Raw genomic sequence first — 22,597 nt, forward strand, 5'->3', positions numbered from 1 at the left:
CGCGGCCTGGATCAGGCGATGAGAAAATGAGCGTCGGTCGGCCGCATATCGTTCACCGGCACCATGTCCTGCGGACAGGCGGAGAACACGATGACCAGATCCATCTCGGCACGCAGCGCCACATACTGCCCGGCCTCGCTGACGGGCGACTTGAAGTCCAGTTGTCCATTGTCGGTGACGGGGACATTCATGAACAGATTGAGCGGAGCCGGCGTCACCGCAGCCGACAGGCCGACCGCCTCGAGCGCGTGCGCCAGATTCTGCGTGCAATTGTCGTGATGGCCGACGGCACCGAGCTGGCGATAGCGGTGAATGTCGCAGGCCGCGATCAGCGTGTCGTGGATACCCGGCGTCGTGTCGGCGACGAAGGTGAGGATCGCGCGGCGCCGGTTGGTGGTCAACGTGTCGCCCACGCGCGGAACGAGCCGCAGCATCGATGCGCGGCTGTGCTCCATCGACATGAACTCGCCGGTGTCGCGGGCATTGAAGGCCCAGGTGTCGACCACCTGCTTGCCATGCGTGTTGACGACCATGACCGTCTCTCCGGCATCGAGGCGAGCCGCCACGCCGTTGCGGGCCGGAATCAGACGGGCGCGGGTCAGATCGATGGTTGCTGCGGTCATGTGGTGCCTCCTCAATGGCTCGTTGCGCCATAGGAGCACCGCTCGTCATGTAATTCTAATAATAATAATTGTGTCCATTATAGCAGATTCGTATAGTAGCTCATGCGCCTCAGACAGCTCGAATGCTTCCGCGCCCTGATGCTCCACGGCACTATGACCCGGGCGGCCGAGCTGCTCGGCATGTCGCAGCCCGGCATCAGCACGATGATCGCGGGCCTCGAGCACGAGACCGGTCTCAGTCTCTTCCTGCGTCGCGGCGGCCGCCTGCAACCGACCCCGGAAGCCAGGCTGTTCTATGTCGAGGCGGCGCGCGCCCTCGAAGCTGCCGAGAACGCGGCGCGCGTTGCGGCCGAGATCAGGTCCGGGCGGCGCGGTCACCTCGCGATCGCGGCCTATCCGAGCATTTCGATCAACCTGCTGCCGCGCCTGCTGTCGCAGTTCGCCAGGAACCGGCCCGAGTTGCAGATCAAGATCATCACGCGGAATTCTGCGACCGTCCGGGAATTGATCTCGACGCAGCAATTCGATCTCGCGGTCGCCGAGCTGCCGCTGGATTATCCGACCTCGCACATGGAGGTGTTCTCGTATGAGTGCGTGTGCATGCTGCCGCATGCGCATCCGCTCGCGAAGCTGAAGCAGATCACCCCTGATGACCTCGACGGCGTCCCGTTCGTCACGCTGTTTCGCGGCGATCCGATCTACCAGCAGCTGGCATCCGCCTTCTCCGAGTATGGCGCGCGCTGGAACGTGGTGGCGGAGACAGAATTCTTCTCGACCGCGTGCCAGCTCGTCGCCGAGGGCCGCGGCGTCGGCATCGTCGATCCGGTGGTGAGCAAGCCCTTCACCGAGGGCCTCGCCATCCGCCCGTTCAAGCCAAAGATCCAGTACCAGATCGCGATCCTCTCCCCGACGCACGAGGCGCAGTCGCAGATGGCGCTGGATTTCGCCAAGCTGCTGCGGCGTGGGTTGCGAGGGTGAGTCGTGGTGGCGGAGCGAGACGCCTTGTCGGCACGCCCAGCGAAATGGGAGGAACGTGTCGAGTTGAAGTTCGTGGAAGCGAGGCCCTTGGCCAGTCCGTCTTCGCTTTCGCTACGCTCAAGCTACGCCGGACACGCTTCGCCCTGACGGGCCAGCGCGGCTGCGCCACGCGTAGCCCGTCAGGGCGAAGCGTGGTGGGGGAGGCAGGACTCGAACCTGCGAAGCCATGAGGCGGCTGATTTACAGTCAGCTCCCTTTGCCACTCGGGACACTCCCCCGTCCAACAGCATCAGACCGGCCGCGCGAGTGGCGGCGGACCGGTCATCGAAATGACGCTGATAACCGGCCGACCCGAAGCGGGTGCGCGGTCGGGCGCGTTTATGGGCGAAGGCGGTCCCCAAAGTCAACCAAGCGGGCCGCCTATTTGGCATACTTTTGCAGGCTGTCGCGATCTCTGTTCCAAACGAGCAATTGCGGCGGCTAGATTCTTGTTTTTGACGCGTTTTCTTCACGCGAACCGCCCTCCCACTTCGCTCGAAAACGCTGTGTAAATTGCCAATGATCGAGAGCCGTGACACAAGCCTCACATGAGCGACCGCGACCGCAAACCCAATTTCCGAGGCAAGGGCGGTAAGCCCTTCCAAAAAGGGCCGAAATTCGGCCGCCCGCCGGCCCGGCGGGAGCGCGAATCCGGTTCCGACGGGCCGGTGATTCTATATGGCTGGCACACGGTGGCGGCCGCGCTTGCCAACCCGGACCGCCAGATCCGCAAGCTTTACCTCACCGAGAACGCCGCCAAGCGCCTTGCCGACGAAAACATCGCGACCCGGGTCACCCCGGAGATCGTCCGGCCCGGCGATATCGACCGGCGCCTCACCCCCGATGCCGTGCATCAGGGCCTTTTGGCGGAGGCCGATCCCCTGCCCTCGCCCGGCATCGACACGCTGGCGCAGGAGGGCATCGTGCTGGTGCTCGACCAGATCACCGATCCGCACAATGTCGGCGCCATCCTGCGCTCGGCAGCGGCATTTGCGGTGAAGGCGATCGTCACCACCGCCCGCCACAGCCCGGAGGCGACCGGCGTGCTGGCGAAGTCCGCCTCCGGCGCGCTCGAGCTGGTACCGATGGTGACCGTGCAGAATCTGGCGCGCGCGCTGAACGAACTGAACGACCACGGCTTCCAGACCGTCGGCCTCGACAGCGAGGGCACCGAGGATCTCGGCAAGGTTCAGTTGCAGCAGCCGATCGCGCTGGTGCTCGGCGCCGAAGGCAAGGGCTTGCGACAATTGACGCGCGAGACCTGCCGCGTCGTCGCCCGCCTCGACATGCCCGGCGAGATCAAGAGCCTCAACGTGTCGAACGCCGCTGTGCTCGCACTCTATATCGGCGCCAGCCGGCTCGGGCTGATGTAAGCGAAAACGCCCGCTCGCTTGACACGAACGGGCGCTGATATCTTTTCGATCGATCGTTGGATCAGTAGTAGCGGCGCAGCACCGGATGGCCGTAGCGATGCGGCGCGTAGCCGTAGCGGTGCGGCGCGTAGCCGTAGCGATAGCCGTAGTGCGGACGGTAGGGCCGATAGTGATGGCGGTAGCCGTAGTGGCGATAGCCGTAATACGGGCGGCCATAACCTTGGCGGTAGTACGGACGCGGCGCCCAATTGCCCGGGCCGGTGTAGCTCGGTCCCTGGTTGACGTAATAGTACTGCTGCGCTGCATCGGGGTAGGCCGCATCCGGGTCAGGCAGGCGTTCGACTGCGCCGTAACCGCCATAGCCGTAGCCGTAGCCACCGCAGCCGCCGCAGCCATAGGTCACGGCAGGCGCGGCATAAACCGGCGCACCGCAAGGGTTGAAACCGCACGCCATTGCGGGCGCGGTCACCATGACGGCCACGGCCGCAATCAGTCCTTTGATCATTTGACGCATTACTCTCTCCTGATGGTCTCTCTGTTCGTCGCTTAGCTCTTGGTGGCTATGAAGGCGCCCCGCGAGGGGCTGTTGATTTGGGGCAGTTGATTTATGGTCCTCGGGGACGCGGTGGCCGCGGGACCGGTCCCGGCAGCGGCTGCGGCCCGTTGAATTGCGGCGCGTAGATCACCGGCGGCGGATCGACCGGCACGCTGGACTGCGCCGGCAGTGGCGCTGACCGGGCCGACCACGATTCATGATAGCTCTCGGCCGGCTGCGGCAGGCGGCGGTTGGCCGGCGGCTCGATCTCGAGGCGGCCGTAACCCGGCATGTGGCCGAGGCTCGGATAATAGTGGCCGACATTCGGCTGGGGATCGATCGGGCGGCCGCCATAGACGGTCGGCACCATCGAGTCGTTGCGGGCCAGCCCCATGGCGCTTTCGACCACGGCGTAGGACGCGTCGACGCCATTGATGATGATGGGCACGCCGGGGCGATTGGGCACGACGATGTCGAAACCGCCGCCGGCCAGCGCCGTCGAGGTCATCGCAGCCAATATCGCCAGCGCAAGACTTCCGCGCATGTTCTACCCAGCGTCCCGAATTGTTCCACCCGCAGCCTAATCCAACGGCTTGGCGGAAGGGTTAAGGACGCGGGCCAAACTGGCGGTAAGCCTAACGCGTAAGCATCGGCATGCGGTCAATGCGGCCGTGCGGGATCAGAAATCGTTAACGGCGGTCCGGCGCGGGAGCATGATCCGGAAAAGTGCGAAGCGGTTTTCCGAAGAGATCATGCTCAAACCAAGAGCCGTTGCTGCGTCAGGTGAAGGCATTCTCGATGATCGAGTGGATGCCGATCGCAATCGTGACCGCGCCGACCGCCATTTGCAGGCCGCGATTGGCCCAGGTCAGCCAGCGCGCGGAGGCCGCGAGCGGCACCGCGATCACGCTGGACAGCACGCCCATCCCGATCATCGAGCCGACGCCGAACAGCGCAACATAGCCGAGCCCGATCACCGGGTTTGGGGCCTGCGACATCGTCAGCACCAACAGCGCCGCCGAGCCCGCCATGCCGTGCATCAGGCCGACCAGCAGCGTCCGCCAGCGGAAGCCGTGGGCGTGGCTGTGCGCCGTGCGGACGTGCGGGCTGGTGGACGCAAGCGCCACGGTGGACGCACGCGCCACGGTTTCGCCGGCATGGCTGTGGGCGTGGAAATGCGTCATGCCGTCGCCATGCGAATGGGTGTGGAAGTGCACGCGATCGCGCCACAGCCGCCACCACACATGCGCGCCGAGACCGACCAGCATGACGCCGACCGCGGTCTCGATCGGCTGCGCCACCGTCGCGGGGATCGCGTGCCCGAGCAGGATCGCGGCGCCGGCGAAGACAAACAGAGTGAGCGTGTGACCGAGGCCCCAGGTCAGGCCGTGCCTGACAATGTCACCGACATGGGTACGGCGCGCCGCGATGCTCGATACCGCCGCGATGTGATCCGGCTCCAGCGCATGCTGCATGCCGAGCAGAAAGCCAAGACTCAAGATTCCGAACATCAATCCCCCGCGCTGGCGCGTGACGGCAGATCAAACACCACATCGCTGACCTTGTCAGGCCGGCACCTCGTCAAACCAGCACCTCGTCAAACAGGCCTTGCATCGCCGACCAGGCGCGGCGGTCAGCCCGCGCATCGTAGAGCGCCGCCTTCATGATCGAGCCGTCGGCGGCCGGGTTGGCAAAACCGTGCAGCGTGTTGCCGTAGCTGATCACCTGCCAGTCGGCAACCTTGGCGGCGCGCATCTCATTCTCGAACGCCGCGACCTGGTCGGAAGACGCCAGCGGATCGTCGGCTCCGGTCAATACCAGCACGCTCGCCCTCACCCTACCCGCTGCCGCAGGCTGCGTGGTCGAGAGCACGCCATGGAAGCTGACGACGGCCTTGAGATCGGCGCCGTCGCGTGCGAGCTCAAGCACGACCGTGCCGCCGAAGCAGAAGCCGATCGCCGCGCAACGGGTAGCGTCGACCTCGGGCAATGCCGTGAGCGTCGCGAGCGCGGCGCGGGCACGTGCGCGGAGCGTAGCGGGATTGGTGCGCAAATGACCGATCAGCGTCATTGCCTGCTGCAGATCGGCCGCCTGCCGCCGTTCGCCGAACATGTCGGCGGCGAACGCCACATAGCCACGCTCGGCAAGCCTGCGCGCCCGCTCCATCGCGAAATCGCCGAATCCGAGCCCTTCGTGGAACACCAGCACGCCCGGACGTTTCACGCCGCGGTCCTCGAACGCAAGATAGCCGCGCAAACTGGCGTCGCCGGCAGCGTAGTCGACGTCACCAGTGTGCATGCAATTCTCGTTAAAGACCGCATCATCCGGAACGCATCATGCGCGAGAGTTACGGAACTTCACACTGGTTTGAACGCAGGGCAAGACCGCGTCGGAACGGTCGCGGCACGGCGAGATTAGCTCTCCACGACGACAAGAGGAGAATCTCGCATGACACGACTCAAAATCCACGGTGCCTTCCTTGGCGCAGCGGCCCTGCTCGCATCCGTGCTGGCAGGCCCTACGATGGCGCAACAGACGATTGCCACGGCTATGCGCTGCTCGAACGCCAATCCGGACGCCCGATGCCAGGCGATGGGATCAGACACCGCCTATCGCCATCATATCTATCGGCGGGACCGCGACTGGCAGAATCCAGGCTGGCAAGACAGTTACAATCGGGTTGACCCTGGCCCGTTCGGGCCCGTCGACGCCGCGGCCGGCGTGGTCGGCGGCGCGGTCGGCACGGCGGCTGCGATCGCGACCGCCCCGTTCGGCGGCCCCGACTATGCCCGCACCCCGATCGGCGGCGAGGAATATGCCCGGCAGAACGGCTTTGTCTGCACCCCCGGCACCTGGTTCCGCGGCGGCGACGGCCTGCGACATCCCTGCCAGTAGTTCAGGCGAACCGCTGACGCGCAAAAGGCGGCCTTCGGGCCGCCTTTTTGCCGCCTGGCCGGTGGAGGCGAAGGGTCGATCCCAACCTCCCGGGTTCTGGCCTTCAGGTTCTGGCCCCGGCGCACCAAGTCTGCTATGCGAGCGCGCAAATCATACCCGTGTCGCCGGCTTAGCTCAGCGGTAGAGCAGCAGTTTTGTAAACTGAAGGTCGGGGGTTCAATCCCCTCAGCCGGCACCATCTTTTCACGAAATCAATGAAGCGGGTCAGTTGACCGTGCCCCGGTACGGGGTACCCAACGTGGTCGCTTTGGAGGCCGGAGCGTTGGACAACCGGTGGTGGAGGCTTGCACTCGCCGAAAACATCCCGCAAAATTGCGCAACAGGGAGCCACAAGCGGATTTCGGGCAGGCACCGGATGACGGAAAAGCAGTTGCGGGTGAGGACGTCGTTGCTGAAGGCAATGCTGCTGGTCTCTGCCCTGCTGATGGGCTACTCGGATCTCATCACCACCAACGAGATCCTGCAGCGGGGAATGGGCGAGCTGAACCCGTTCATGTGGCTCACCCAGGAGTGGCTGGGTGAATGGTGGCTTGTTGCCAAACTGGGATTGACCTACCTCGTGATATGGTTGCTTTGGCACGGCAACAGCGAACGTCAAATGGCTTATGTGGTGGCCCTCATTGCACTGCCCGTCTACAACAATCTGTTCATCCTCGCGGGCGCCAACTGAGCCGACCTTGCGGTTGTGCTGACGAGCCGCCGGTCGCGCTGCTTGGCAGAGTTGCCGAAGCTCGCTGTTTCACAATGGACACGGCCAGACGCGGTTCTGATAATGGACTGGTCCTACTATCTCGTCGGCGTTGCCGTTGTCCTGCTCCTGGTTGCCTATCGCCTGCATGGCGGGCTGTACAGGAAGGACAAGCTGCGCGACGAGCGACTGAATCGGCTGATCGATGAACGCATCGATCGCCTGGACCTGAAGCGCGACAAGCACGAGCCGTCCGAGCCATGAAGACCGGCGGACCAGGCCTCGTCGCGCGCAGCTTCAGTCGGCCGAGATCGACCGTCGACCGCAGCAGCCCCGCCAGCTCGTCGGAGAATACGGCAGCTCCGAGCATGGCGAAGCGGACTTTGTCGGCGGCGAACTGACCGCAGCACGGTTCTTCGACGCAGATGCCGACGCAGTCCGCTGCTGCAAATCTCTTGATGATCCCGTGAATGCCGACCGTGCCGCCGCCGGTGTTGCCTTCAAACCGAAGTGCCTGGGCATCGAGTCCTCCATCCATATCGACACGGCTTGCGCCGCGCGTTGTCCTTTGACCAAGCCGAGCATGTATTCGCGGTTCAATCAAAGAGACTCGCTTGGATTACCCACAACGTTTAACGGAGGCCGTAGTCTTCCGGTCTCCACGAGATGACTCACACCGTCTACGGCACGCACGGGAGTACGCAAGGCACGGGTGACTCGTCGAATGAGCCTCGCTCGCTCGCCAGCAAGGTTGGATGATGACCGTCATCTCAGCATGCTTCGCGAAACGCAACCCAAGCGCGCCGCGGATGTCGGCGATCATCCAGCCTAGCCGGTCGATATCGACCGCAGCCGGGAACAGCCGGACGCCCTGTGCATTGGCAGGAATCGTGGAATCGTCCCCGTAGCATCCCCCATCCCTTGCCTTGTTTCTGTCCTTGCAGCCCGAAACGCGGTATGCAGAATGTAGGATGGGACTCAGCCAATGACCTATTTGATCCTTGCCCGGGACGGCACCAGTCAAATCGTGCTGAAGCGCGACAGCGAAGACGCGGCCGAGAAGAAGGCGCGCGAGCTGAAGGAGATGGGTTGGTTCGAGGTCGAGGTCCGCGAGGACAAGGCCGGCCACCCGGTTACGGCTACGGTGACCGATCGGCCCAACACCCTTCAATGACGCCTGCCCTTCATGGCGTCTTCCCTCCATGACGGCTCGATGAACCTTTGCCGGACGGCCCTTACACATGTGTGAGGAGCCTACGATGTCCGACACAGCCCATTATCGCTTCCAGTCCGATCAGGCGCGACGGCTGGCCCGCCAGGTCACCGACGCCGCGGTGCGCGAAAAGCTGCTCGAAATGGCCGAGGAGTATGGCCGCTACGCCGACCAGATCGAAGCCCGCAGCATCGAACCGGCACCTGCCCAGGCGATGGCTCATTAGGCTCAGCCCGCCCGCTCCCGCCGGCGCACCGGGCCGATCGCGGCCAGGAAGCACCTCGCGAGACCGACGACCCAAGCTTTCAGGTCTGCTCTTGACGCACTTTCTAAAGCCTGCCGCCAAACCGCGCGAAAGCGTCTGAGGATTTGTTCGGAACATTATGCGCCCTCACGCGATTTTCCCCGCATGAGGGTTCGCGAAATCAACCGCAATTTACTCTTTCTGGGCAGCTTCACGCTGCTGAGCGTGGCCGCCGCCGGCATCGTCGCCCTGCTCGATCCGGCGCCCGCGCCGGCCAGCGCCGCGCCCCGGCCGGCCGCGAATCAGGCGCCGGTCCCAAGCCAAGCACCGGCCCAGACGCCGGTCCGGATCGTCGGTACCCCGTTCGTCCCGAACACCAATCCCCGCCAGCGCTGACCGCCCTCGCGCCCAGGCACGTCACAATTTTGTCACCGCGCCTGCAAAACAGGCGTCTTCATCAACCATCATGATGGCGAGTGCTTGATTCCGCGGGGTTGCTCTGATGCAATCCGCGCGCTCAAGGTGCGCCATGAAGTGGATGAAGGAACGCGATCTCCTGATCGCGCAGACAATGGCTTTCGTACAGTCGGTGAAGGGCAAGCTGCCCGACGCCGAGCTGCCGACGGCTGCCCCGCGGACCGCCGTGCCACCAGCACCTGCCCCGCTGCCCGCCACCGCGTCGGTCGAGGCAGCCTTTGACGCAGAGCCAGCCTTTGACGCAAAGCCCGCCGTGGAGGCAAAGCCCGCCCTGGAGATCAAGCCTGCGGCCGAGGTCCAAAGGGTGGTCATGCCGCCGCCGCTGCCGGTGCCGACCGTGCTCGAGGGCCTGCCCCCCGCGCCGCCGCCTTTGACGGTGACCGTCGTGGAAGTCCCGCCGCCGGCGCAGCCGCCGCAATTTGCCAAGCTCGACATCAGCGGCGACTTCGGATCCGAGGTGCGCGAGCGGGTGGCCAATTTCCGCGCGCAGCAGCAGCGTTTCCTCAAGGAGCGCGAGGAATACTGCACCACGACCATGGCCAAGGTCCGCGCCGCGATCCGCGACAACAGCGAGTTGCCGCGCTCCGGCAAGTAACCGGCCCCCGTTCTCCGGACGTTTTCCGAGCCTCAGCCCCGCGCGCCCGATTTCACCGGCTCGGTCAGGAAGCGTCCGCTCGATCGCGTCGGTGCCGGCTCTTCCATGGCATCATCGGCAGGCTGCTGGTCTTCCAGCATCGATCGCAAGCCGGCCACCGCCTGGGTCATGCGCTCGGCGAATTTGGCCGCGGCGCCATCGAGGAACGCCCTGTCCTTCGGCTTCGGCTTGGCGATCCGCAGCTCGAAACGGGACGTTCCGTCCGGGCCGTCCAGAACGGCGCGGGTCATGATGATGCGCGGCGCTCCGGGCACCGGCAGCGTGATCCCGACCGTGAAGTAATCGTCCGGACGCCAGTCGAGCGTCTCCTCGACGTTGGTATGGTTGCCGTGCGCGCAATGGTTTTTGGTGCCGACACCGCGTCGCCCCTTGCCTGACTCCTCGATGATGTCGTCGGCATCCCACCATTTCATCCATTGCCCGGGCACGGTGATGAACTCCCACACCGTTTGCCGCGGCGCGGCGATGTCAAACTCCAGGATCGCGTAGGCGTCTTCGCGCGTCACCTCCAGCCGCGTTTGCGCGTCGTCCTGCTGCCACGCCGTCTCGAGATCGCGGGCCCACAGCGTCACGTCGCCGATGATGTCGATGGTTTCCTGATGCGGGATCAGACCTTGCGCCACCGGGTCGACGCCCATGGCACGGATCGCCGCGTCGCTGTAGAGCGCGTAGGCACGCCCGCCGACCTTCTCCCCCACCGTGTTCTTGAGCAACCGGTGGACCAGAATGACGTCGCGCCCGGCGAGCTCTTCCCTGCCGCCCATCTTCTGCTTCACCATCTCGCCGTGATGGACGACGAATTTGAAATCGAGATCGCCCATCGCGACGCAGGCCTTGCACTCGCAGGTCGAGGCCTGGCGAACGTCGCGCAGGCGCCGGCGGAATTTGAAATAGGCGCCCTCGATCGCGTCCTGCAGCAGCGAGCCGTCGATTGTCCCGGTCGAGTAGACGAAGGCGGCGTCGCCCTCGAACTTGGCGAGGCGAAACGGCGGGCGCAGCCCTTTCACCACCACGTCCATGAAATCGGCGATGATATCCTGCGCGTGGTCGAGCTCGACCGCCGCGAGGAAGTTGGTATAGCCGGAAATATCGGCAATCGCGAAATATGCCGCTTCAGCCTTCGGAAGCATGGAGACCTCCCGCGTAACCTTTTCGTGCGATGACGCAGTCTGTCACACCGCGCCATACGAGGTCGAGGGCGGCGTTAGGGCGCGGTGAGATTGCGTCGAACAGCCACCGAGATGCCGCTGCGCTCCCTCTCCCCGTTCTTACGGGGAGAGGGTTGGGGTGAGGGGCCGCCGCCACGGATACGATGATAGCTGCGTTTGCGGAGACTCCCCCTCACCCGGAACGCATCTAACGATGCGTCATAGCCGAAGCTCGGCTTCGGCGTTCTTGAGAGCGGCCGCCGAAGGCGGCCTATGCCTCTCCCCGCACGCGGGGCGAGGTGAAGCCACCGCGTTTAGCCGCCGCCGATCTTCTCCAGCACCGGCAGCAGATGCTTCAAGAACTCGCCCGGGTTTTCGCTCATCGGGAAATGCCCGAGGCCCTTCATGATGGTGGCCTTGGCTCCGGCAATGCTGTTTGCCACCGCCAGCGTCTCCTCCGGCGTGCAGGAATAGTCGTACTCGCCCGACAGCAGGAACAGCGGGCAGCGCTGGGTGTCGATCTCGGCGACGCGGGCGCGGATATCGCCGTCGATCTTGTAGAAATAGAGGTCGCCCTTGAACACGCCGGGCCCGCCCTGCATGTAGTGCCACAGTGTCTCCCACCGCTCTTTGTCGGGCGCGTCGGGCCCGACCAGGCCCGAGACGATGGCGGCCGCGACCTCGCCGCCATGCACGTCCGGCCGGTGCAGGAAATTCAGGTCGTAATAGGGATCGACATGCGCGCCGGCCTGCAGGCCGATGATCGCACGGAAGCGTTCGGGATGCTCGAGCGCGAGATGCAGCGCGATCCGGCCGCCGATCGAGCAGCCGATCACGATCGGCCTGTGGAGGTCGAGCGCCTCCATCACGGCCAGGATCATCGCCGTGTATTGCGCCGAGGTGAGCTGGTATTCCTCGTCGTGCCAGCCCTGGGGCGGCGACGACTTGCCGTGCCAAGGCATGTCGAAGGCGATGACGCGATGGTTGCGCGTGACCCGCGGATCGTTCATCAGGCCGCGATATTGCCGCCCGTCGGCGCCCGCAGTGTGCAGGCAGAGCAGCGGCGTGCCCTCGCCAGCCTCCTCGACATAGACGCGGTGCGCCCGGCCGGACAGTTCGAGATGCATGTAGCGGCCGATGATCGGTTCGAATGTGGCGCTCATGCGGTCGCTCCCTCGCGGCGCAGCTTGCCGAGCGCCTCCTTGAAATAACGCAGGTTCGCCATGAAGATCTGCAGCTCGCCCTCGGCCTTCAGCACACGGCGCTTGATCAGCGCCATCAGGTCGTTCGAGCCCGGCGGCGGCCGCTTTTCGCAGAACCGGTCCCACTCCTCGTCCGAGGTGCGCAGCGCGAAGGACGACGACGGCATCACGAACGGGCCCCTCGTCACAGCGACGATGCGGCCCTCATGGATCGCGATCAGCCAGGCGGCCTTGCCGATCTCGAGCAGGAAAGTCGTGGTCAGGTAGCGGCCGCGCCGCACCAGGCCGGCGTCGCAATTGACCCGTTCCTTCAGCATCTCGATCATGACAGCTCCACCCCGATCGCGGCCCGTCCGCGCAGGCCGCAGCGGGCACTTCTGCCGACAATGATGGAAGGAATGGCTGGGCCGTCAATCGTTACAGGCGTCGCGCGGCCACCGCGTTTTCGCGTGGGCCGCTACATGCAGGCTTTGGCTGGAGCCAAATTTCCCTAGAGCCACGACCAGACCAGCGCCACGTTGGCGGCACAGGCTGCGAGCAGCACAACCGCAAGCGCGAGCTGCACGCGTTCGTAGGGGGGCTGGTGGATCGCTCTCATGGCTCGGAGCATCCGGCGATTCTACCCGAGGAGTCCCAGAGATTCTTTTTTCCGGGGTTTACCGCTCATTAAGGACTCAGGCCCTCCGGCAAAAGGTCCGAAATGACTCATGTTTTCAGATGCTTGCCCGAATCCAGCTCACGGTTCCGTGATCGGAACGGCGATCTCGTGTGAAACCCGGGACGGGGCCCTGGCGTTGTCGGTTGTTTGGGGAAACGACGAATGCCGTACGCGCTATTCTACCAAGACGCCAAGCTGAGCAAGGCCTACCCGACCGAGGCCGATGTCTGGAAGCTTGCCCGGAAGTCGGGCCTGGTGGTGGATACCGTCTCCGAGGAGGAGAAGTCCTCGCCGCGCCCGGTGCTGGACAATGACTACGAAATCCGGCCGTGCCAGCCCGAGCCGAACGAGGACCCGGCCAAGAACAAGGCCGATGCCGATCGCGAAGCACGTCTGGAGCCGCGGTTGAACTGAGGGACAGTGGGTCGTCCGGTGCGCATGGGCGGACCGGATGCCGGATGCAGCCGTCGTGCTGCCGTTACGGGGTCGCCGTCGCCAGCGACGCCTGTTCGGCGGCGAGCGACACGCAGATTTTCCGCCGATGCAGACCGCGGATCGACCCGGTCACCTTGAGCACCTTGCCGGCCGTGCAGGAGGCGTCCTGCACGAACACGACCTCGTAAGGCGCAAGCGCCAAGGGTTCGGATTTGAGGATGGTCTGGGCGAAGCACGGCACGGAGACCGCAGAGATGATCAGCCCTAACGCAAAGCTACGCATGTTTGTTTGTCCACCAGCCCGGCGATCCCACAATAGCGCATCACGATGAAAGTTCCGTGCAATGCAGGAAATTATTTTTTGCATTGCACGATCAGGCCTGAACATCGGGTGAATGTGGGTGCGCGGGCCCGCGGCAGGCCAACAAAGCGGCAGGCCAACAAAAAGGCCGACCCGAAGGCCGGCCTTTCGATCTCGATGATACGAAGACGCGATCAGTAGCGGGAGCCCACCGGACCGCCCCAGCCGAAGCGGTAGTTGACCCCGAGCTTGACGGTGTGCTCGTCGTTCCGGAAGCTCGCACCGACAATGTCGGCCGGACCGCTGGTGAAGGTCGTCTTGCCGAAATTGTAGTACTGGTACTCGGCCTTCGCCGACCAGTTCGGGGCGAACATGTATTCGAGGCCCGCGCCGACCGTGTAGCCGTCCTTGTGACCGCCATCGGTGGTGAAGGCCGCCGGCACGCCGCCGACCGACGCCGTGATGTTGTTGTTGTCGCGCCAGGCGTAGCCGCCCTTGGCGTAGAGCAGCGCCGGACCCCAAGTGTAGCCGAGGCGGCCGGTCACCGAACCGAGCTGGTCGGTATTGCCGGTCACGACCGTTCCGGCGGGGAACGTCAGGCCATTGTTCGAGGAGCTCGGCAGCCAAGAGTACTGCGCCTCGACACCCATCACCCAGTTGGGCGCGAACTGATAGTCGAAGCCGCCCTGCACGCCACCCATAAAGCGCGCGTCGCTGCCCATCAGATTGGTGCCGTCGGTGAACGCGCCGCCGACATGGCCGCCGATATAGAAGCCGGTCCAGTTGTAGACGAGCGCCGGGGCGGTATAGGGCGGCGGTGCCTTGGTATAGGTCCGGGCCGGGATATCAGCCGCAAATGTCGGGCCCGCAAGGGCGGCCAGCGCGACTGTGCCGAGCAAGAACGTCTTCATCTCTGATCCCCGTTACGAACGCTGCGCTGTTAAGCCAAACAACGTGACGCCAATTAGGTTGCTTTGGGGCAATGCCTGACCTGTGATGTTTCCGACCTGTGACAGGGTCGCAACAACGCCCGTTTGTTCCTTGGCACAGAAGGTTTTTTCACGGGTTAAGCAGCCGCATTTCGGCTGTATGTAAGTCGCAAACGGCTAAGGTGAAGTTCAGCGCTCCCCGAAAAGTGATCGGAGTTCGCTAACGGTCTGCTCAGGCTTGCTGCTGCGACGGCCCGCTGTGCCCCAAAGCGCGATGAGATCGCGCTTTGGCTCCTTGTTTGGGCATGATCTCCGCGCAAACGCTACACGTTTGTCGCGAGGGAAAACCGGTTCGCACTTTTCCGGATCATGCCTAGCGCGCCATTTTTTCCAGATCCGGAAATGCCGCGTAGGACGCGCCGGCGCAGGGCTCGGCGGCGTTGTCGAGGATGCGGTCGAGCCGGCCGTCGACGAACAGGACGCCGCGCTCCCGGGCCGGGCGGTAATTGCCGTCGGTATCCTTTGCGCTGTAGCGCAGGCAGACCACGTAGCGCAGCCGGCCGCCGACCGTGCGCTGCACCGGCTCGGCAATCCCGGCTTCGCGGACCCCGACCGGATTGTTCAGGTAGGTCCGCATGAAGGCCAGGATCTGGTCGCGGTACCGGTCCGGAAACGGCTGGTTGGCGACGCCGCGATCGTCGGTGAAAGTGGTCGAGCTTCCGCCGTCGTCGCTGGTGAGGCAGCCGGCAAGCGGGATCGAGAGCAGCAGGATCGCCGCCAGTTTTGATGAAGTCCGCAAACGACGCTGTTTCATGAGTCCCCGGCCGCGTCTCATAAACCGCCAGGCTGGGAATTCGCAACTCGCTTGTTCCTGCCGAGCCGGCGCCCAGCGTCGCAACGGAAGCCCCGACGCACTCCGGCCCGCCGCCATTGGGGAAGCAATGGACGGACGGGCCGGTTCTGCATCCAAGGGCGCAGCGGGGCAATGTGGATCGAACGACGCCCTTCGGATCAGGCTCAGCCGCGCTTGATCAGCCGCGCTTGGCCGGCACGACGTGCTTGGTGGCGACCTTCGCATGGATGTGCTTGGTCGCATGCTTCGGCGCCTTCACCTTCAGCATGCCCATGTGCTTGTGGTGGCGGTGATGGCGGTAGTGCTTGTGGTGCATCTTGGCGTTGGCGTTGCGCACCTTCGACGGCAGCTGCTCGCTCTTGATGACGGGAGCGGCCTTGGTCGCCGGGGCGGTCGTGGTCACCGGCGCGGGCGCAGCAGTCTTGCCGGCCTCAGCGGCGAGCGCGGGCGCTGCGATCACGGACATGGCGAGCAGCGCGGCGGAAATCGTCTTCAGCATGGTGGTCTCCTCTGCGGGATCGAGAGGTCTCCGGCCGGATGGTCGGCCTCACCGATCAATGCACGTGACCTTATGGGCCGCGCACTGAACCCGTTCTGAAGGGCGCTGACGGTATTCATTCATGTGAATGACATCTTGGTCATGTTGGCCGCCCCCTGCCGGCGAGGATCACGCAATCGTGGGACCGGGCGGGAATGTTCTGCACCCTCGGGTGTTCAAGTCAGCAGGCTTGGGTGTAGGATTACCGAGCACGATCAGGAACGATCAGGAGCAACCAGGAATGAGCAAGTCGCCGAAGTTTCTTTGGAAGTTTTTGGGCCTCGCAGTGCTCTCGATGACGCTCGCCGCCGGGCCGGTCATCTCGGCCTACGCCGCAGGCGGCGACAATCCCTCCCCGCCGGCTTCCGACAGCGGCAGCAAGAGCAAGAAGGCGAAGAAGGACAAGAGCTCCGCGATCGACGATCAGAAGTTCCTGGCCGGCTATCACGCCGCCTATGCCACGATCTACGACAAGCACGACTATACCGCCGCGATCGACCAGCTGAAGGCGCTCGGTCAGGATGACCGTGCCGACGTCGCCAACCTGATCGGCTATTCCTATCGCAAGCTCGGCGACTACAAGGTCTCGCAGATCTGGTACGAGCGCGCGCTCAAGGCCGACCCGGCCCATGTGCGCACCTGGCAGTATTACGGCCTCTGGCAGGTCGAACAGGGCAACCGCGACCAGGCGCAATATCACCTGAACCGCATCGCCCAGCTCGCCGGCACCAGCAGCGACGAATATCGCTCGCTCGCCGCAGCGCTGGAGAAGCCCCCGGGCACCGGCCTGGTTTACTGAGCAGGCGAACCGTTCAAACATCCAGCCGGCGCGGTCATGCAGGACCCGCCGGCTTTTTGCTGGGCCGTAAAGCCGCAGGATGGGTGGAGCGCAGCCTACGGGTAGTGCTCGAGGCGCCGGTCGGGCTTTTGCGGGCGACTCGCGCCGACCGTGCTGCCGTCAGCTGGCTTCGCCGGGTGCGCGGCCTTCGCGATCGGTGGCCCGCCGTCGCCGGTCTGCTTGCTGGTGTTGATCGCCTGGCCGGTGGTGACGTTGGCGGCCTGCCCGGCCCCCGCTGAGCCGGCCGACGGACCGGAGCTCTGCGCCAACACGGTTCCCGATAGCACCAATGCCGCCATCAGTATTGCCGCGTTGACTGTCATGGAGGGGGCCTTCTGCGCACGAATGATGCACAGCAACGCGCCGCTGCCGCGGACGTTCCCCCGGCACCATCATTTAAGGTAAATGCAAGGCGAATTCCCGCGCCCTTGCCACGCCTCGGGCAGCAGCACACGGGGCAGGTGCGGCTCAATCAGCCATGCGCCGCCGTCGGGCTGCGCAGCGCCGCCGCGCGATACTCGGCCCACGCCTGCCGCAGGATTTGCACCGACGAGGTGAGGAATATCATCGCCATCACCGCGGCGACCGCGAGATCGGGCCAGGCGGTGGCCGTTTCCCACACGCCGAGCGCGGCCACCATCACGATGAGATTTCCGATCGCATCGTTGCGCGAGCAGAGCCAGACCGAGCGAACATTGGCGTCACCGTTCTTGTAGGGCAGCAGCAACAGAACGGACGACAGATTCGCCGCAAGCGCCAACGTCCCTATCGCGCCCATCACCTCGGCCTTCGGCACACCGAGAATGAGGGTCTGGTAGACCGTGGAGCCGACGACCCAGAGCGCCATCAGGCTCAGCGAAGTGCCCTTCAGCAGCGCCGCCGACGCACGCATCCGCAGGCCGGCGCCGATCACCGCAAGACTCAGCCCATAGGTGACGGTATCGGCCAGGAAGTCGAGCGCATCCGCCTTGAGCGCCTGCGATCCGGCAAGCTGACCCGCGATCATCTCGGTCAGGAACATCGCGCCATTGATGGCGATGACGGTCCAGAGCACGCGCTTGTAGCGCGGATCGAGGCCGTCAAACACCGGAACGCCGCCCGAGCAGCCACACGCATCAGCCGTGAGGTTGCGATCCAACGCCGGCGCGCCGGCCTTCTTCGGCAACGTCAGCGGCGGTGGCGCACAGCATTCGGAGGTCTTCTGCTCGCAGCAATCGCTCATCGCCTGTCCTTCCAGACGACAGGATAAGGCCGTCCACATAGTGCATTCAAGCCGATCCGCCTGGAACAGCTCTGCTTTGACGATCATGTCTCGTGCTCGTTGCGGCTGCCGGCTGCGCTTCAGCCGACAGCCCATCGCGCGCGAAGCGACGATACGGGTGTCGCCTCACTTCGCCTTCTGGATCGCGGTGACGGTGTAGCCGCCGTCGCCCTCCTGGGCTTCGAACTTGACCTTGTCGCCGACCTTGACCTGCTTGAGCAGCGCGGGATCCTTGACCCGGTAGACCATCGTCATCGGCTCGTCCATGCCGAGGCTCTTGGCCGGGCCGTGCTTGAGCGTGATCTTGCCCGCGCCCTCGTCGATCTTCTTGACCTCGCCGTTGATGGCTGCGGCCTGCGCGAAAGCGCCGCCGAATGTCAGCGCCAGCAAAGCTGCGGCTGCAATCCGGATCATCCTGTTCATCGTTGTCGTCCTTTCCCTCGTTGCTGGTTTCATTTCACGATGACGCGGCCGGTCATCCCGTAGTCGCGGTGATCGGGGATCAGGCAGGAATATTCGAATGTTCCGGCCTTGGTGAACTTCCAGACGATCTCCGCGGTCTTCTTGGGCGCGAGGCGGACGCCGTTCGGATCGTCATGCTCCATATGCGGATGCTTCTTCATCACTTCGGCATGCTTCAAATTCTCCTCGGTGGTCGCGAGCAGGAATTCGTGATCCTCGGTGCCGGCATTCTTGATCACGAAGCGGATCTGTTCGCCGCGCTTGACCTCGATGCGGAACGGCGTGAACTCCATCTCCTTCATCTCGACCTCGACCGTGCGCGACGGCTTGCTCGGATCGCCGGGCTCGCCGGCCGAATAGGATTGGTGACCGTGTTTTTCGTGACCGCGCGACGGCGCCGCGGTGATCGACAGCGCAATGAGCGCAATGCCGATCGTGGTGCGGTGATTCATTGGATTCTCCATTCTGAGTTTGTTGCTTGCTTTTCGTTGGACGGCGCGTCGATCCGCTACATCTTCATTCCCTTCATCGATGGCTTGCTCTTCCGCTCGGGCGCGGCCGGTTGCTGCCGCGCGGGCTCGGCCACTGGCGCCTCGACCTCATAGGCAACGGTGCCCGGCGGATAGTTGTAGGGACCGGGATCGGCGTAATCGTCGCGGCCGAGCCCCTCGCGGATCTTCATCACCGTGAACATGCCGCCCATCTCGATCGGGCCGAATTGTCCGGTTCCGGTCATCATCGGCAGCGTGTTGTCGGGTGCGGGCATCTCCATGTTGCCCATCGCCATGCCGGTCGATCCCATCACCATCGCGTCGGGCGCGAGCTTGCCGACTGCCTTGGCCAGATCCTGGCGCGACACGCCGATGAAATTGCGCACGTCGTGGCCCATCGCATTCATGGTGTGGTGCGACTTGTGGCAGTGAAACGCCCAGTCGCCTGGATTATCGGCGAGCATGTCGAACGCCCTGACGGCGCCGACCGGCACGTCGGTCGTGGTCTCCGGATATTGCGCGCTCTGCGGCACCCAGCCGCCATCGGTGCAGGTCACCGCGAAATTGTGCCCGTGCACATGGATCGGATGATTGGTCATGGTCAGATTGCCGATCCGCACGCGGATCCTGTCGCCGAGCCGGATCGGCATCGGATCGATGCCGGGATAGACGCGGCTGTTCCAGGTCCACATGTTGAAGTCGGTCATCTCATTGACCTTCGGCAGATAGGTGCCGGGGTCGATGAGATAGCTGCTCATGATGAAGACGAAGTCGCGGTCGACGGGACGGAACGCCGGATCGCGCGGGTGCACGATGAACATGCCCATCATGCCCATCGCCATCTGCACCATCTCGTCGGAATGCGGGTGGTACATGAAGGTCCCGCTGTGCTTCAGCTCGAACTCGTAGACGAAGGTCTTGCCCGGCTTGATGTGTGGCTGGTTGAGGCCGCCGACGCCGTCCATGCCTGACGGCACGATCATGCCGTGCCAGTGCACCGTGGTATGTTCAGGCAATTTGTTGGTGACGAAGATGCGGACCTTGTCGCCTTCGACCGCCTCTATGGTCGGTCCCGGCGCCTGGCCGTTATAGCCCCACAGATTGGCCTTCATGCCGTGGGCGAATTCGCGCACCACCGGCTCGGCGACGAGATGGAATTCCTTCCAGTCGCCGTTCATCCGCCATGGCAGCGACCAGCCGTTGAGCGTCACCACAGGCCGGTAGTCGGGCCCGCTCGACGGATGCAGCGGCGGCTGCATCACCGCTCTGTCCATGGTCTGCGCTTCCGGAATGCCGGCAGCCTGGACGCGGCCGCTGACCGCGCTTGCCGTGACCAGCGCCGCGCTCCCCAAAAATCCTCGACGTGAAAACATCTACGTCTCCTCTTAATGATCGCCGGCCGCAGGTGCGGTCGAGGCGATGGCGGATGGTGTCGATGGCGCGGCCGCCGGGCCGCCGCCGTTGATCGCGGTCTGCAGGTCGGATTGCGCCAGCCAGAAGTCGCGTTTGGCATCGATCGCTGCGCGCAGCGAGCCGAGCCGCTGCCGCGCTTCGGTCAGCAGCGCGAACACGTCGACCTGCATGCTGGAGAAGCGCAGCTGCATCTCCTCGGTGATGATCTGCCGCAACGGCAGCACCTCGCGCTGGTAGTGGCTCGCGATGTCGTAAGTGGAGCGATAGACGCGGTACGCGTCGCGCGCCTCGGAGCGGACATTGATGGCCTCCTCGGTCAGCCGGTTCATGGCCTGCCGGTAGGTCTCGGCCGCCTGACGCACCCGCACCTCGCCGCCGTCGAAGATCGGGATCTGGAACTGGACGTCGAAGCCGCGCTCCCTGAACGGCGGGCCTTCCGGATCGCGCGTCCGCCTGTCGATGCCGGCGACATCGAGCAGCGTGACGAAGCGCGTCGCTTCGGTGAGATCGAGCGCCTTGGCAAGCGCGACAATCTCCATCCGCGCGATCTGCAGATCGACGCGATGACCGACCGCCGCGACCTCGATCGACGGCTGTTCCAGTGGCCGCTTCGGCAGCAATGGCAACTTGCTGGGGAGTCGGAAGCCGAGATCGCCGTCCCAGAGCCCGAGTAACCGCGCCAGCCGCTCGCGCGAACTCGCCGCGTTCTGCCGCGCGTTGGCGAGGTCGGCCGTGATCTCGGCGTAGAACACCTGCTCGCGGGCCTGGTCGAGCTTGTTCATGCCGCCGGTCTCGCCAAGTTTTTTGGCGAGCTGCGCGGTCGATTCGGCAGTCGCCTTCGCATCCGTCAGCAGCGCGATCGTCTCGTTCGCGGCCACAACAGCGACATGGGCACGCCGCACCTCGGCAGCGAGCCGCAGGGTAGCGAGCGCGGCCTTGAGCTGTGCCTGGCGGAAGCGCTCGCGCGCGATTTCGGAGCGGGCCGGCAGCGTCGCCAGCGCCAGGATGTCGCCGACCACCTGCCGCTCGACCTCGCTGGCGCCGTTTCCGGTGATGCGTTGTAACGAGAAGGTCGGATTGGGCGGCAGGCTGTCGGCGACGAGGTCCGTCTCCGCCAGCGCCAGATCGCTATAGGCTGCCTGCAAGCCCTTGTTGTTCAGCAGCGCGAGCTGGACGGCGGCATCCGCCGTCAGGTTGCGCGCCAGCAGCCGCTTCACCGCGGCGTCGACGGTCGTGGCTTCGTCTTTGGTACGAACGAAGGCAACGTCCTTGCCGATCGCCTGCTCGGTCACCTCGGAGACGACGCCCATGCCGCTGTCGGGCGAGAACGACGCGCATCCCGCGAGCGCGGATGTCAGCAGCAAGATCGGCACGATGGCCAGATGTCGCATGGCGCCCTCCTACCGATTCGAATTGGTCGGCGGCGTCACGCCGTCGTTGCGCGCGCGCCAGGGCAGCGGCGTCGCCGGACGCAGGCTGCTGTAGGGCGCGATCGTCGAGCGGTCGCCGACGCTGGCGCTGCCCGCCGACGGGTTTGCCGGATCGCCTGCGACGGCAAGCGGCCGGCCGTCGGCCATGCAGCCGGCGAGCGGCGCGGCCGCGATGACGGCGGCGGCCATCCGCGACAAGAATGTGGATGGCGTACGCCGGCCAAGCCTGTTGCCAAGCCGTGTGGCCACGGCGGCGAGTCTCGCCCCGAAATGCGAAAACATGGATCTGTCCCGATCGTCAGATGAATGACAGGCATGCGCACGCGAGCGCGCGGCGCAGCCACGATGTCAGCTGAGGATCAGGCGATGGGGGGACGATAGAGCCGCGCGGGCGCCTCGCTGTGCAGGCTCTGGAAGGCCTCGGCGAGACGGGTCGCGATCGGGTGCAAGGGAGCAGCGACGGACGGAAGATCGGCCGGCAGCGCCGACACGCACATCATCGCGCAGCACGGCCCCGGCGCGTTCTTGCCGTCGTGGCTGTGCTTCACCGGTGGTTCAGCGCCATCGGCGGCGTGATGCATATGCATGCCGCCATGATCGTGGGCGGCATGATCGTGCGCGGCGCCATCCGCATGCACCATCGAGGCATCATGCACCTGTACCGCGGCGGCCGGCTGGACCTCATCGGTCAGGCACGGAAACGGCGCCCCGAACGCGAGCGCGACGGACGGCGCGAGGACGCAAAACAGATAGGCCAGGATGATGGAACATCCCGCCCGTATCCGCCCTGACCTCGTCAATCGCACCAACACTTGCGTGATCGCCCCGAACTCGCCTCGCCCGCACCCCGACAGCAAA

31 protein-coding genes and 2 tRNA genes are annotated in these 22,597 nt (G+C 64.8%); 12 read left to right on the forward strand and 21 right to left on the reverse strand.

Going from position 1 to position 22,597, the window contains the following annotated elements:
- Positions 1–11 precede the first annotated feature (11 nt).
- Positions 12–623: an urea carboxylase-associated family protein gene (locus AAFG13_RS09460; RefSeq protein ID WP_342711855.1), complete on the reverse strand. Its 612-nt coding sequence runs from the start codon at positions 621–623 to the stop codon at positions 12–14.
- Positions 624–725: 102 nt separating this feature from the next.
- Here AAFG13_RS09460 and AAFG13_RS09465 point away from each other — a divergent pair, with 102 nt between their 5' ends.
- Positions 726–1,601, forward strand: coding sequence for a LysR family transcriptional regulator (locus tag AAFG13_RS09465; protein ID WP_342711856.1), 876 nt, complete (start codon positions 726–728; stop codon positions 1,599–1,601).
- Positions 1,602–1,793: 192 nt separating this feature from the next.
- Here AAFG13_RS09465 and AAFG13_RS09470 read toward each other — a convergent pair.
- A tRNA-Tyr gene (locus tag AAFG13_RS09470) sits at positions 1,794–1,879 on the reverse strand.
- A 309-nt stretch (positions 1,880–2,188) separates the two neighbouring features.
- Here AAFG13_RS09470 and rlmB point away from each other — a divergent pair.
- Positions 2,189–3,013, forward strand: coding sequence for a 23S rRNA (guanosine(2251)-2'-O)-methyltransferase RlmB (gene rlmB / locus AAFG13_RS09475; protein ID WP_342711857.1), 825 nt, complete (start codon positions 2,189–2,191; stop codon positions 3,011–3,013).
- 61 nt (positions 3,014–3,074) lie between these two features.
- On the opposite strand, the gene AAFG13_RS09480 is transcribed toward rlmB, so the two are convergent.
- The 4 genes from AAFG13_RS09480 to AAFG13_RS09495 all read right to left on the reverse strand — a co-directional run bounded on the left by AAFG13_RS09480 (position 3,075) and on the right by AAFG13_RS09495 (position 5,846).
- Positions 3,075–3,527 (reverse strand): hypothetical protein, encoded by a 453-nt coding sequence (locus tag AAFG13_RS09480; RefSeq protein WP_342711858.1) that lies wholly within the window; start codon positions 3,525–3,527, stop codon positions 3,075–3,077.
- 91 nt (positions 3,528–3,618) lie between these two features.
- The gene (locus tag AAFG13_RS09485) at positions 3,619–4,092 is read right to left on the reverse strand and encodes a hypothetical protein (protein WP_212309782.1); all 474 of its coding nucleotides are present in this window, start codon (positions 4,090–4,092) and stop codon (positions 3,619–3,621) included.
- Between the two features lie 235 nt (positions 4,093–4,327).
- Entirely contained in the window at positions 4,328–5,059 is a 732-nt protein-coding gene (locus AAFG13_RS09490; RefSeq protein ID WP_342711859.1) for an urease accessory protein, read from the reverse strand.
- 70 nt (positions 5,060–5,129) lie between these two features.
- Positions 5,130–5,846 (reverse strand): dienelactone hydrolase family protein, encoded by a 717-nt coding sequence (locus AAFG13_RS09495; RefSeq protein ID WP_342711860.1) that lies wholly within the window; start codon positions 5,844–5,846, stop codon positions 5,130–5,132.
- Positions 5,847–5,996: 150 nt separating this feature from the next.
- Here AAFG13_RS09495 and AAFG13_RS09500 point away from each other — a divergent pair, with 150 nt between their 5' ends.
- The 8 genes from AAFG13_RS09500 (at position 5,997) to AAFG13_RS09535 (ending at position 9,720) form a co-directional block, all read left to right on the forward strand.
- Complete coding sequence (locus tag AAFG13_RS09500; RefSeq protein WP_342711861.1) at positions 5,997–6,443, forward strand: hypothetical protein; 447 nt, start codon at positions 5,997–5,999, stop codon at positions 6,441–6,443.
- 163 nt (positions 6,444–6,606) lie between these two features.
- Positions 6,607–6,681, forward strand: a tRNA-Thr gene (locus tag AAFG13_RS09505).
- A 177-nt stretch (positions 6,682–6,858) separates the two neighbouring features.
- Positions 6,859–7,173: a DUF5658 family protein gene (locus AAFG13_RS09510; RefSeq protein ID WP_249131577.1), complete on the forward strand. Its 315-nt coding sequence runs from the start codon at positions 6,859–6,861 to the stop codon at positions 7,171–7,173.
- A gap of 102 nt (positions 7,174–7,275) precedes the next feature.
- Positions 7,276–7,455, forward strand: a complete 180-nt coding sequence (locus AAFG13_RS09515; RefSeq protein ID WP_212309786.1) for a hypothetical protein — start codon at positions 7,276–7,278, stop codon at positions 7,453–7,455.
- A gap of 721 nt (positions 7,456–8,176) precedes the next feature.
- Entirely contained in the window at positions 8,177–8,365 is a 189-nt protein-coding gene (locus tag AAFG13_RS09520; protein WP_212309787.1) for a hypothetical protein, read from the forward strand.
- Between the two features lie 85 nt (positions 8,366–8,450).
- Positions 8,451–8,630, forward strand: a complete 180-nt coding sequence (locus AAFG13_RS09525) for a hypothetical protein (protein WP_212309788.1) — start codon at positions 8,451–8,453, stop codon at positions 8,628–8,630.
- Between the two features lie 183 nt (positions 8,631–8,813).
- Complete coding sequence (locus AAFG13_RS09530; RefSeq protein WP_212309789.1) at positions 8,814–9,044, forward strand: hypothetical protein; 231 nt, start codon at positions 8,814–8,816, stop codon at positions 9,042–9,044.
- Between the two features lie 133 nt (positions 9,045–9,177).
- Positions 9,178–9,720, forward strand: coding sequence for a hypothetical protein (locus AAFG13_RS09535; RefSeq protein WP_342711862.1), 543 nt, complete (start codon positions 9,178–9,180; stop codon positions 9,718–9,720).
- A gap of 32 nt (positions 9,721–9,752) precedes the next feature.
- Here the strand turns inward: AAFG13_RS09535 and AAFG13_RS09540 are convergent, their stop codons facing one another.
- The 3 genes from AAFG13_RS09540 to AAFG13_RS09550 all read right to left on the reverse strand — a co-directional run bounded on the left by AAFG13_RS09540 (position 9,753) and on the right by AAFG13_RS09550 (position 12,456).
- Complete coding sequence (locus AAFG13_RS09540; protein WP_342711863.1) at positions 9,753–10,910, reverse strand: DUF2652 domain-containing protein; 1,158 nt, start codon at positions 10,908–10,910, stop codon at positions 9,753–9,755.
- Positions 10,911–11,242: 332 nt separating this feature from the next.
- On the reverse strand, positions 11,243–12,091 hold the full coding sequence (locus AAFG13_RS09545) for an alpha/beta hydrolase (RefSeq protein WP_342711864.1): 849 nt from the start codon (positions 12,089–12,091) through the stop codon (positions 11,243–11,245).
- Entirely contained in the window at positions 12,088–12,456 is a 369-nt protein-coding gene (locus AAFG13_RS09550) for a hypothetical protein (protein WP_342711865.1), read from the reverse strand. Before AAFG13_RS09550 ends, AAFG13_RS09545 begins: the two co-directional genes overlap by 4 nt.
- A 494-nt stretch (positions 12,457–12,950) precedes the next feature.
- Here AAFG13_RS09550 and AAFG13_RS09555 point away from each other — a divergent pair, with 494 nt between their 5' ends.
- Positions 12,951–13,202: a hypothetical protein gene (locus AAFG13_RS09555; RefSeq protein ID WP_342711866.1), complete on the forward strand. Its 252-nt coding sequence runs from the start codon at positions 12,951–12,953 to the stop codon at positions 13,200–13,202.
- Positions 13,203–13,266: 64 nt separating this feature from the next.
- Here AAFG13_RS09555 and AAFG13_RS09560 read toward each other — a convergent pair whose 3' ends face one another.
- The 4 genes from AAFG13_RS09560 to AAFG13_RS09575 all read right to left on the reverse strand — a co-directional run bounded on the left by AAFG13_RS09560 (position 13,267) and on the right by AAFG13_RS09575 (position 15,805).
- Positions 13,267–13,506 carry a DUF6719 family protein gene (locus tag AAFG13_RS09560; protein WP_050402822.1) on the reverse strand — a complete coding sequence of 80 codons (240 nt, stop codon included), beginning with the start codon at positions 13,504–13,506 and terminating at the stop codon, positions 13,267–13,269.
- A gap of 212 nt (positions 13,507–13,718) precedes the next feature.
- The gene (locus AAFG13_RS09565; RefSeq protein ID WP_342711867.1) at positions 13,719–14,435 is read right to left on the reverse strand and encodes an outer membrane protein; all 717 of its coding nucleotides are present in this window, start codon (positions 14,433–14,435) and stop codon (positions 13,719–13,721) included.
- Positions 14,436–14,826: 391 nt separating this feature from the next.
- Entirely contained in the window at positions 14,827–15,267 is a 441-nt protein-coding gene (locus tag AAFG13_RS09570; protein WP_249131579.1) for a hypothetical protein, read from the reverse strand.
- Positions 15,268–15,484: 217 nt separating this feature from the next.
- Positions 15,485–15,805 carry a hypothetical protein gene (locus AAFG13_RS09575; RefSeq protein WP_212309794.1) on the reverse strand — a complete coding sequence of 107 codons (321 nt, stop codon included), beginning with the start codon at positions 15,803–15,805 and terminating at the stop codon, positions 15,485–15,487.
- A 280-nt stretch (positions 15,806–16,085) separates the two neighbouring features.
- On the opposite strand from AAFG13_RS09575, the gene AAFG13_RS09580 reads away from it, so the two are divergent.
- The gene (locus tag AAFG13_RS09580; RefSeq protein WP_342711868.1) at positions 16,086–16,643 is read left to right on the forward strand and encodes a tetratricopeptide repeat protein; all 558 of its coding nucleotides are present in this window, start codon (positions 16,086–16,088) and stop codon (positions 16,641–16,643) included.
- A 95-nt stretch (positions 16,644–16,738) separates the two neighbouring features.
- Here the strand turns inward: AAFG13_RS09580 and AAFG13_RS09585 are convergent, their stop codons facing one another.
- The 8 genes from AAFG13_RS09585 to AAFG13_RS09620 all read right to left on the reverse strand — a co-directional run bounded on the left by AAFG13_RS09585 (position 16,739) and on the right by AAFG13_RS09620 (position 22,545).
- Positions 16,739–17,005, reverse strand: a complete 267-nt coding sequence (locus AAFG13_RS09585; protein WP_342711869.1) for a hypothetical protein — start codon at positions 17,003–17,005, stop codon at positions 16,739–16,741.
- Positions 17,006–17,154: 149 nt separating this feature from the next.
- Positions 17,155–17,904, reverse strand: a complete 750-nt coding sequence (locus tag AAFG13_RS09590; protein WP_342711870.1) for a cation transporter — start codon at positions 17,902–17,904, stop codon at positions 17,155–17,157.
- Positions 17,905–18,069: 165 nt separating this feature from the next.
- On the reverse strand, positions 18,070–18,366 hold the full coding sequence (locus AAFG13_RS09595) for a copper-binding protein (RefSeq protein ID WP_212309798.1): 297 nt from the start codon (positions 18,364–18,366) through the stop codon (positions 18,070–18,072).
- 29 nt (positions 18,367–18,395) lie between these two features.
- Positions 18,396–18,857, reverse strand: a complete 462-nt coding sequence (locus AAFG13_RS09600; protein WP_249131580.1) for a cupredoxin family protein — start codon at positions 18,855–18,857, stop codon at positions 18,396–18,398.
- Between the two features lie 56 nt (positions 18,858–18,913).
- Complete coding sequence (locus tag AAFG13_RS09605; protein ID WP_342711871.1) at positions 18,914–20,269, reverse strand: copper oxidase; 1,356 nt, start codon at positions 20,267–20,269, stop codon at positions 18,914–18,916.
- A gap of 12 nt (positions 20,270–20,281) precedes the next feature.
- Positions 20,282–21,700 (reverse strand): TolC family protein, encoded by a 1,419-nt coding sequence (locus tag AAFG13_RS09610; RefSeq protein WP_342711872.1) that lies wholly within the window; start codon positions 21,698–21,700, stop codon positions 20,282–20,284.
- Between the two features lie 9 nt (positions 21,701–21,709).
- The gene (locus tag AAFG13_RS09615; RefSeq protein WP_212309802.1) at positions 21,710–22,021 is read right to left on the reverse strand and encodes a hypothetical protein; all 312 of its coding nucleotides are present in this window, start codon (positions 22,019–22,021) and stop codon (positions 21,710–21,712) included.
- Positions 22,022–22,098: 77 nt separating this feature from the next.
- Positions 22,099–22,545, reverse strand: a complete 447-nt coding sequence (locus AAFG13_RS09620) for a hypothetical protein (RefSeq protein ID WP_312014571.1) — start codon at positions 22,543–22,545, stop codon at positions 22,099–22,101.
- Positions 22,546–22,597: the final 52 nt, after the last annotated feature.

The organism is Bradyrhizobium sp. B124, from assembly GCF_038967635.1.
Classification (GTDB): Bacteria; Pseudomonadota; Alphaproteobacteria; order Rhizobiales; family Xanthobacteraceae; genus Bradyrhizobium.

What these genes read in the sequence shown, in the direction of transcription:
- AAFG13_RS09460 (WP_342711855.1), bottom strand. Translation starts at nt 623, where the DNA reads ATGACCGCAGCAACCATCGATCTGACCCGCGCCCGTCTGATTCCGGCC.
- AAFG13_RS09465 (WP_342711856.1), top strand. Translation starts at nt 726, where the DNA reads ATGCGCCTCAGACAGCTCGAATGCTTCCGCGCCCTGATGCTCCACGGC.
- rlmB (WP_342711857.1), top strand. Translation starts at nt 2,189, where the DNA reads ATGAGCGACCGCGACCGCAAACCCAATTTCCGAGGCAAGGGCGGTAAG.
- AAFG13_RS09480 (WP_342711858.1), bottom strand. Translation starts at nt 3,527, where the DNA reads ATGCGTCAAATGATCAAAGGACTGATTGCGGCCGTGGCCGTCATGGTG.
- AAFG13_RS09485 (WP_212309782.1), bottom strand. Translation starts at nt 4,092, where the DNA reads ATGCGCGGAAGTCTTGCGCTGGCGATATTGGCTGCGATGACCTCGACG.
- AAFG13_RS09490 (WP_342711859.1), bottom strand. Translation starts at nt 5,059, where the DNA reads ATGTTCGGAATCTTGAGTCTTGGCTTTCTGCTCGGCATGCAGCATGCG.
- AAFG13_RS09495 (WP_342711860.1), bottom strand. Translation starts at nt 5,846, where the DNA reads ATGCACACTGGTGACGTCGACTACGCTGCCGGCGACGCCAGTTTGCGC.
- AAFG13_RS09500 (WP_342711861.1), top strand. Translation starts at nt 5,997, where the DNA reads ATGACACGACTCAAAATCCACGGTGCCTTCCTTGGCGCAGCGGCCCTG.
- AAFG13_RS09510 (WP_249131577.1), top strand. Translation starts at nt 6,859, where the DNA reads ATGACGGAAAAGCAGTTGCGGGTGAGGACGTCGTTGCTGAAGGCAATG.
- AAFG13_RS09515 (WP_212309786.1), top strand. Translation starts at nt 7,276, where the DNA reads ATGGACTGGTCCTACTATCTCGTCGGCGTTGCCGTTGTCCTGCTCCTG.
- AAFG13_RS09520 (WP_212309787.1), top strand. Translation starts at nt 8,177, where the DNA reads ATGACCTATTTGATCCTTGCCCGGGACGGCACCAGTCAAATCGTGCTG.
- AAFG13_RS09525 (WP_212309788.1), top strand. Translation starts at nt 8,451, where the DNA reads ATGTCCGACACAGCCCATTATCGCTTCCAGTCCGATCAGGCGCGACGG.
- AAFG13_RS09530 (WP_212309789.1), top strand. Translation starts at nt 8,814, where the DNA reads ATGAGGGTTCGCGAAATCAACCGCAATTTACTCTTTCTGGGCAGCTTC.
- AAFG13_RS09535 (WP_342711862.1), top strand. Translation starts at nt 9,178, where the DNA reads ATGAAGTGGATGAAGGAACGCGATCTCCTGATCGCGCAGACAATGGCT.
- AAFG13_RS09540 (WP_342711863.1), bottom strand. Translation starts at nt 10,910, where the DNA reads ATGCTTCCGAAGGCTGAAGCGGCATATTTCGCGATTGCCGATATTTCC.
- AAFG13_RS09545 (WP_342711864.1), bottom strand. Translation starts at nt 12,091, where the DNA reads ATGAGCGCCACATTCGAACCGATCATCGGCCGCTACATGCATCTCGAA.
- AAFG13_RS09550 (WP_342711865.1), bottom strand. Translation starts at nt 12,456, where the DNA reads ATGATCGAGATGCTGAAGGAACGGGTCAATTGCGACGCCGGCCTGGTG.
- AAFG13_RS09555 (WP_342711866.1), top strand. Translation starts at nt 12,951, where the DNA reads ATGCCGTACGCGCTATTCTACCAAGACGCCAAGCTGAGCAAGGCCTAC.
- AAFG13_RS09560 (WP_050402822.1), bottom strand. Translation starts at nt 13,506, where the DNA reads ATGCGTAGCTTTGCGTTAGGGCTGATCATCTCTGCGGTCTCCGTGCCG.
- AAFG13_RS09565 (WP_342711867.1), bottom strand. Translation starts at nt 14,435, where the DNA reads ATGAAGACGTTCTTGCTCGGCACAGTCGCGCTGGCCGCCCTTGCGGGC.
- AAFG13_RS09570 (WP_249131579.1), bottom strand. Translation starts at nt 15,267, where the DNA reads ATGAAACAGCGTCGTTTGCGGACTTCATCAAAACTGGCGGCGATCCTG.
- AAFG13_RS09575 (WP_212309794.1), bottom strand. Translation starts at nt 15,805, where the DNA reads ATGCTGAAGACGATTTCCGCCGCGCTGCTCGCCATGTCCGTGATCGCA.
- AAFG13_RS09580 (WP_342711868.1), top strand. Translation starts at nt 16,086, where the DNA reads ATGAGCAAGTCGCCGAAGTTTCTTTGGAAGTTTTTGGGCCTCGCAGTG.
- AAFG13_RS09585 (WP_342711869.1), bottom strand. Translation starts at nt 17,005, where the DNA reads ATGACAGTCAACGCGGCAATACTGATGGCGGCATTGGTGCTATCGGGA.
- AAFG13_RS09590 (WP_342711870.1), bottom strand. Translation starts at nt 17,904, where the DNA reads ATGAGCGATTGCTGCGAGCAGAAGACCTCCGAATGCTGTGCGCCACCG.
- AAFG13_RS09595 (WP_212309798.1), bottom strand. Translation starts at nt 18,366, where the DNA reads ATGAACAGGATGATCCGGATTGCAGCCGCAGCTTTGCTGGCGCTGACA.
- AAFG13_RS09600 (WP_249131580.1), bottom strand. Translation starts at nt 18,857, where the DNA reads ATGAATCACCGCACCACGATCGGCATTGCGCTCATTGCGCTGTCGATC.
- AAFG13_RS09605 (WP_342711871.1), bottom strand. Translation starts at nt 20,269, where the DNA reads ATGTTTTCACGTCGAGGATTTTTGGGGAGCGCGGCGCTGGTCACGGCA.
- AAFG13_RS09610 (WP_342711872.1), bottom strand. Translation starts at nt 21,700, where the DNA reads ATGCGACATCTGGCCATCGTGCCGATCTTGCTGCTGACATCCGCGCTC.
- AAFG13_RS09615 (WP_212309802.1), bottom strand. Translation starts at nt 22,021, where the DNA reads ATGTTTTCGCATTTCGGGGCGAGACTCGCCGCCGTGGCCACACGGCTT.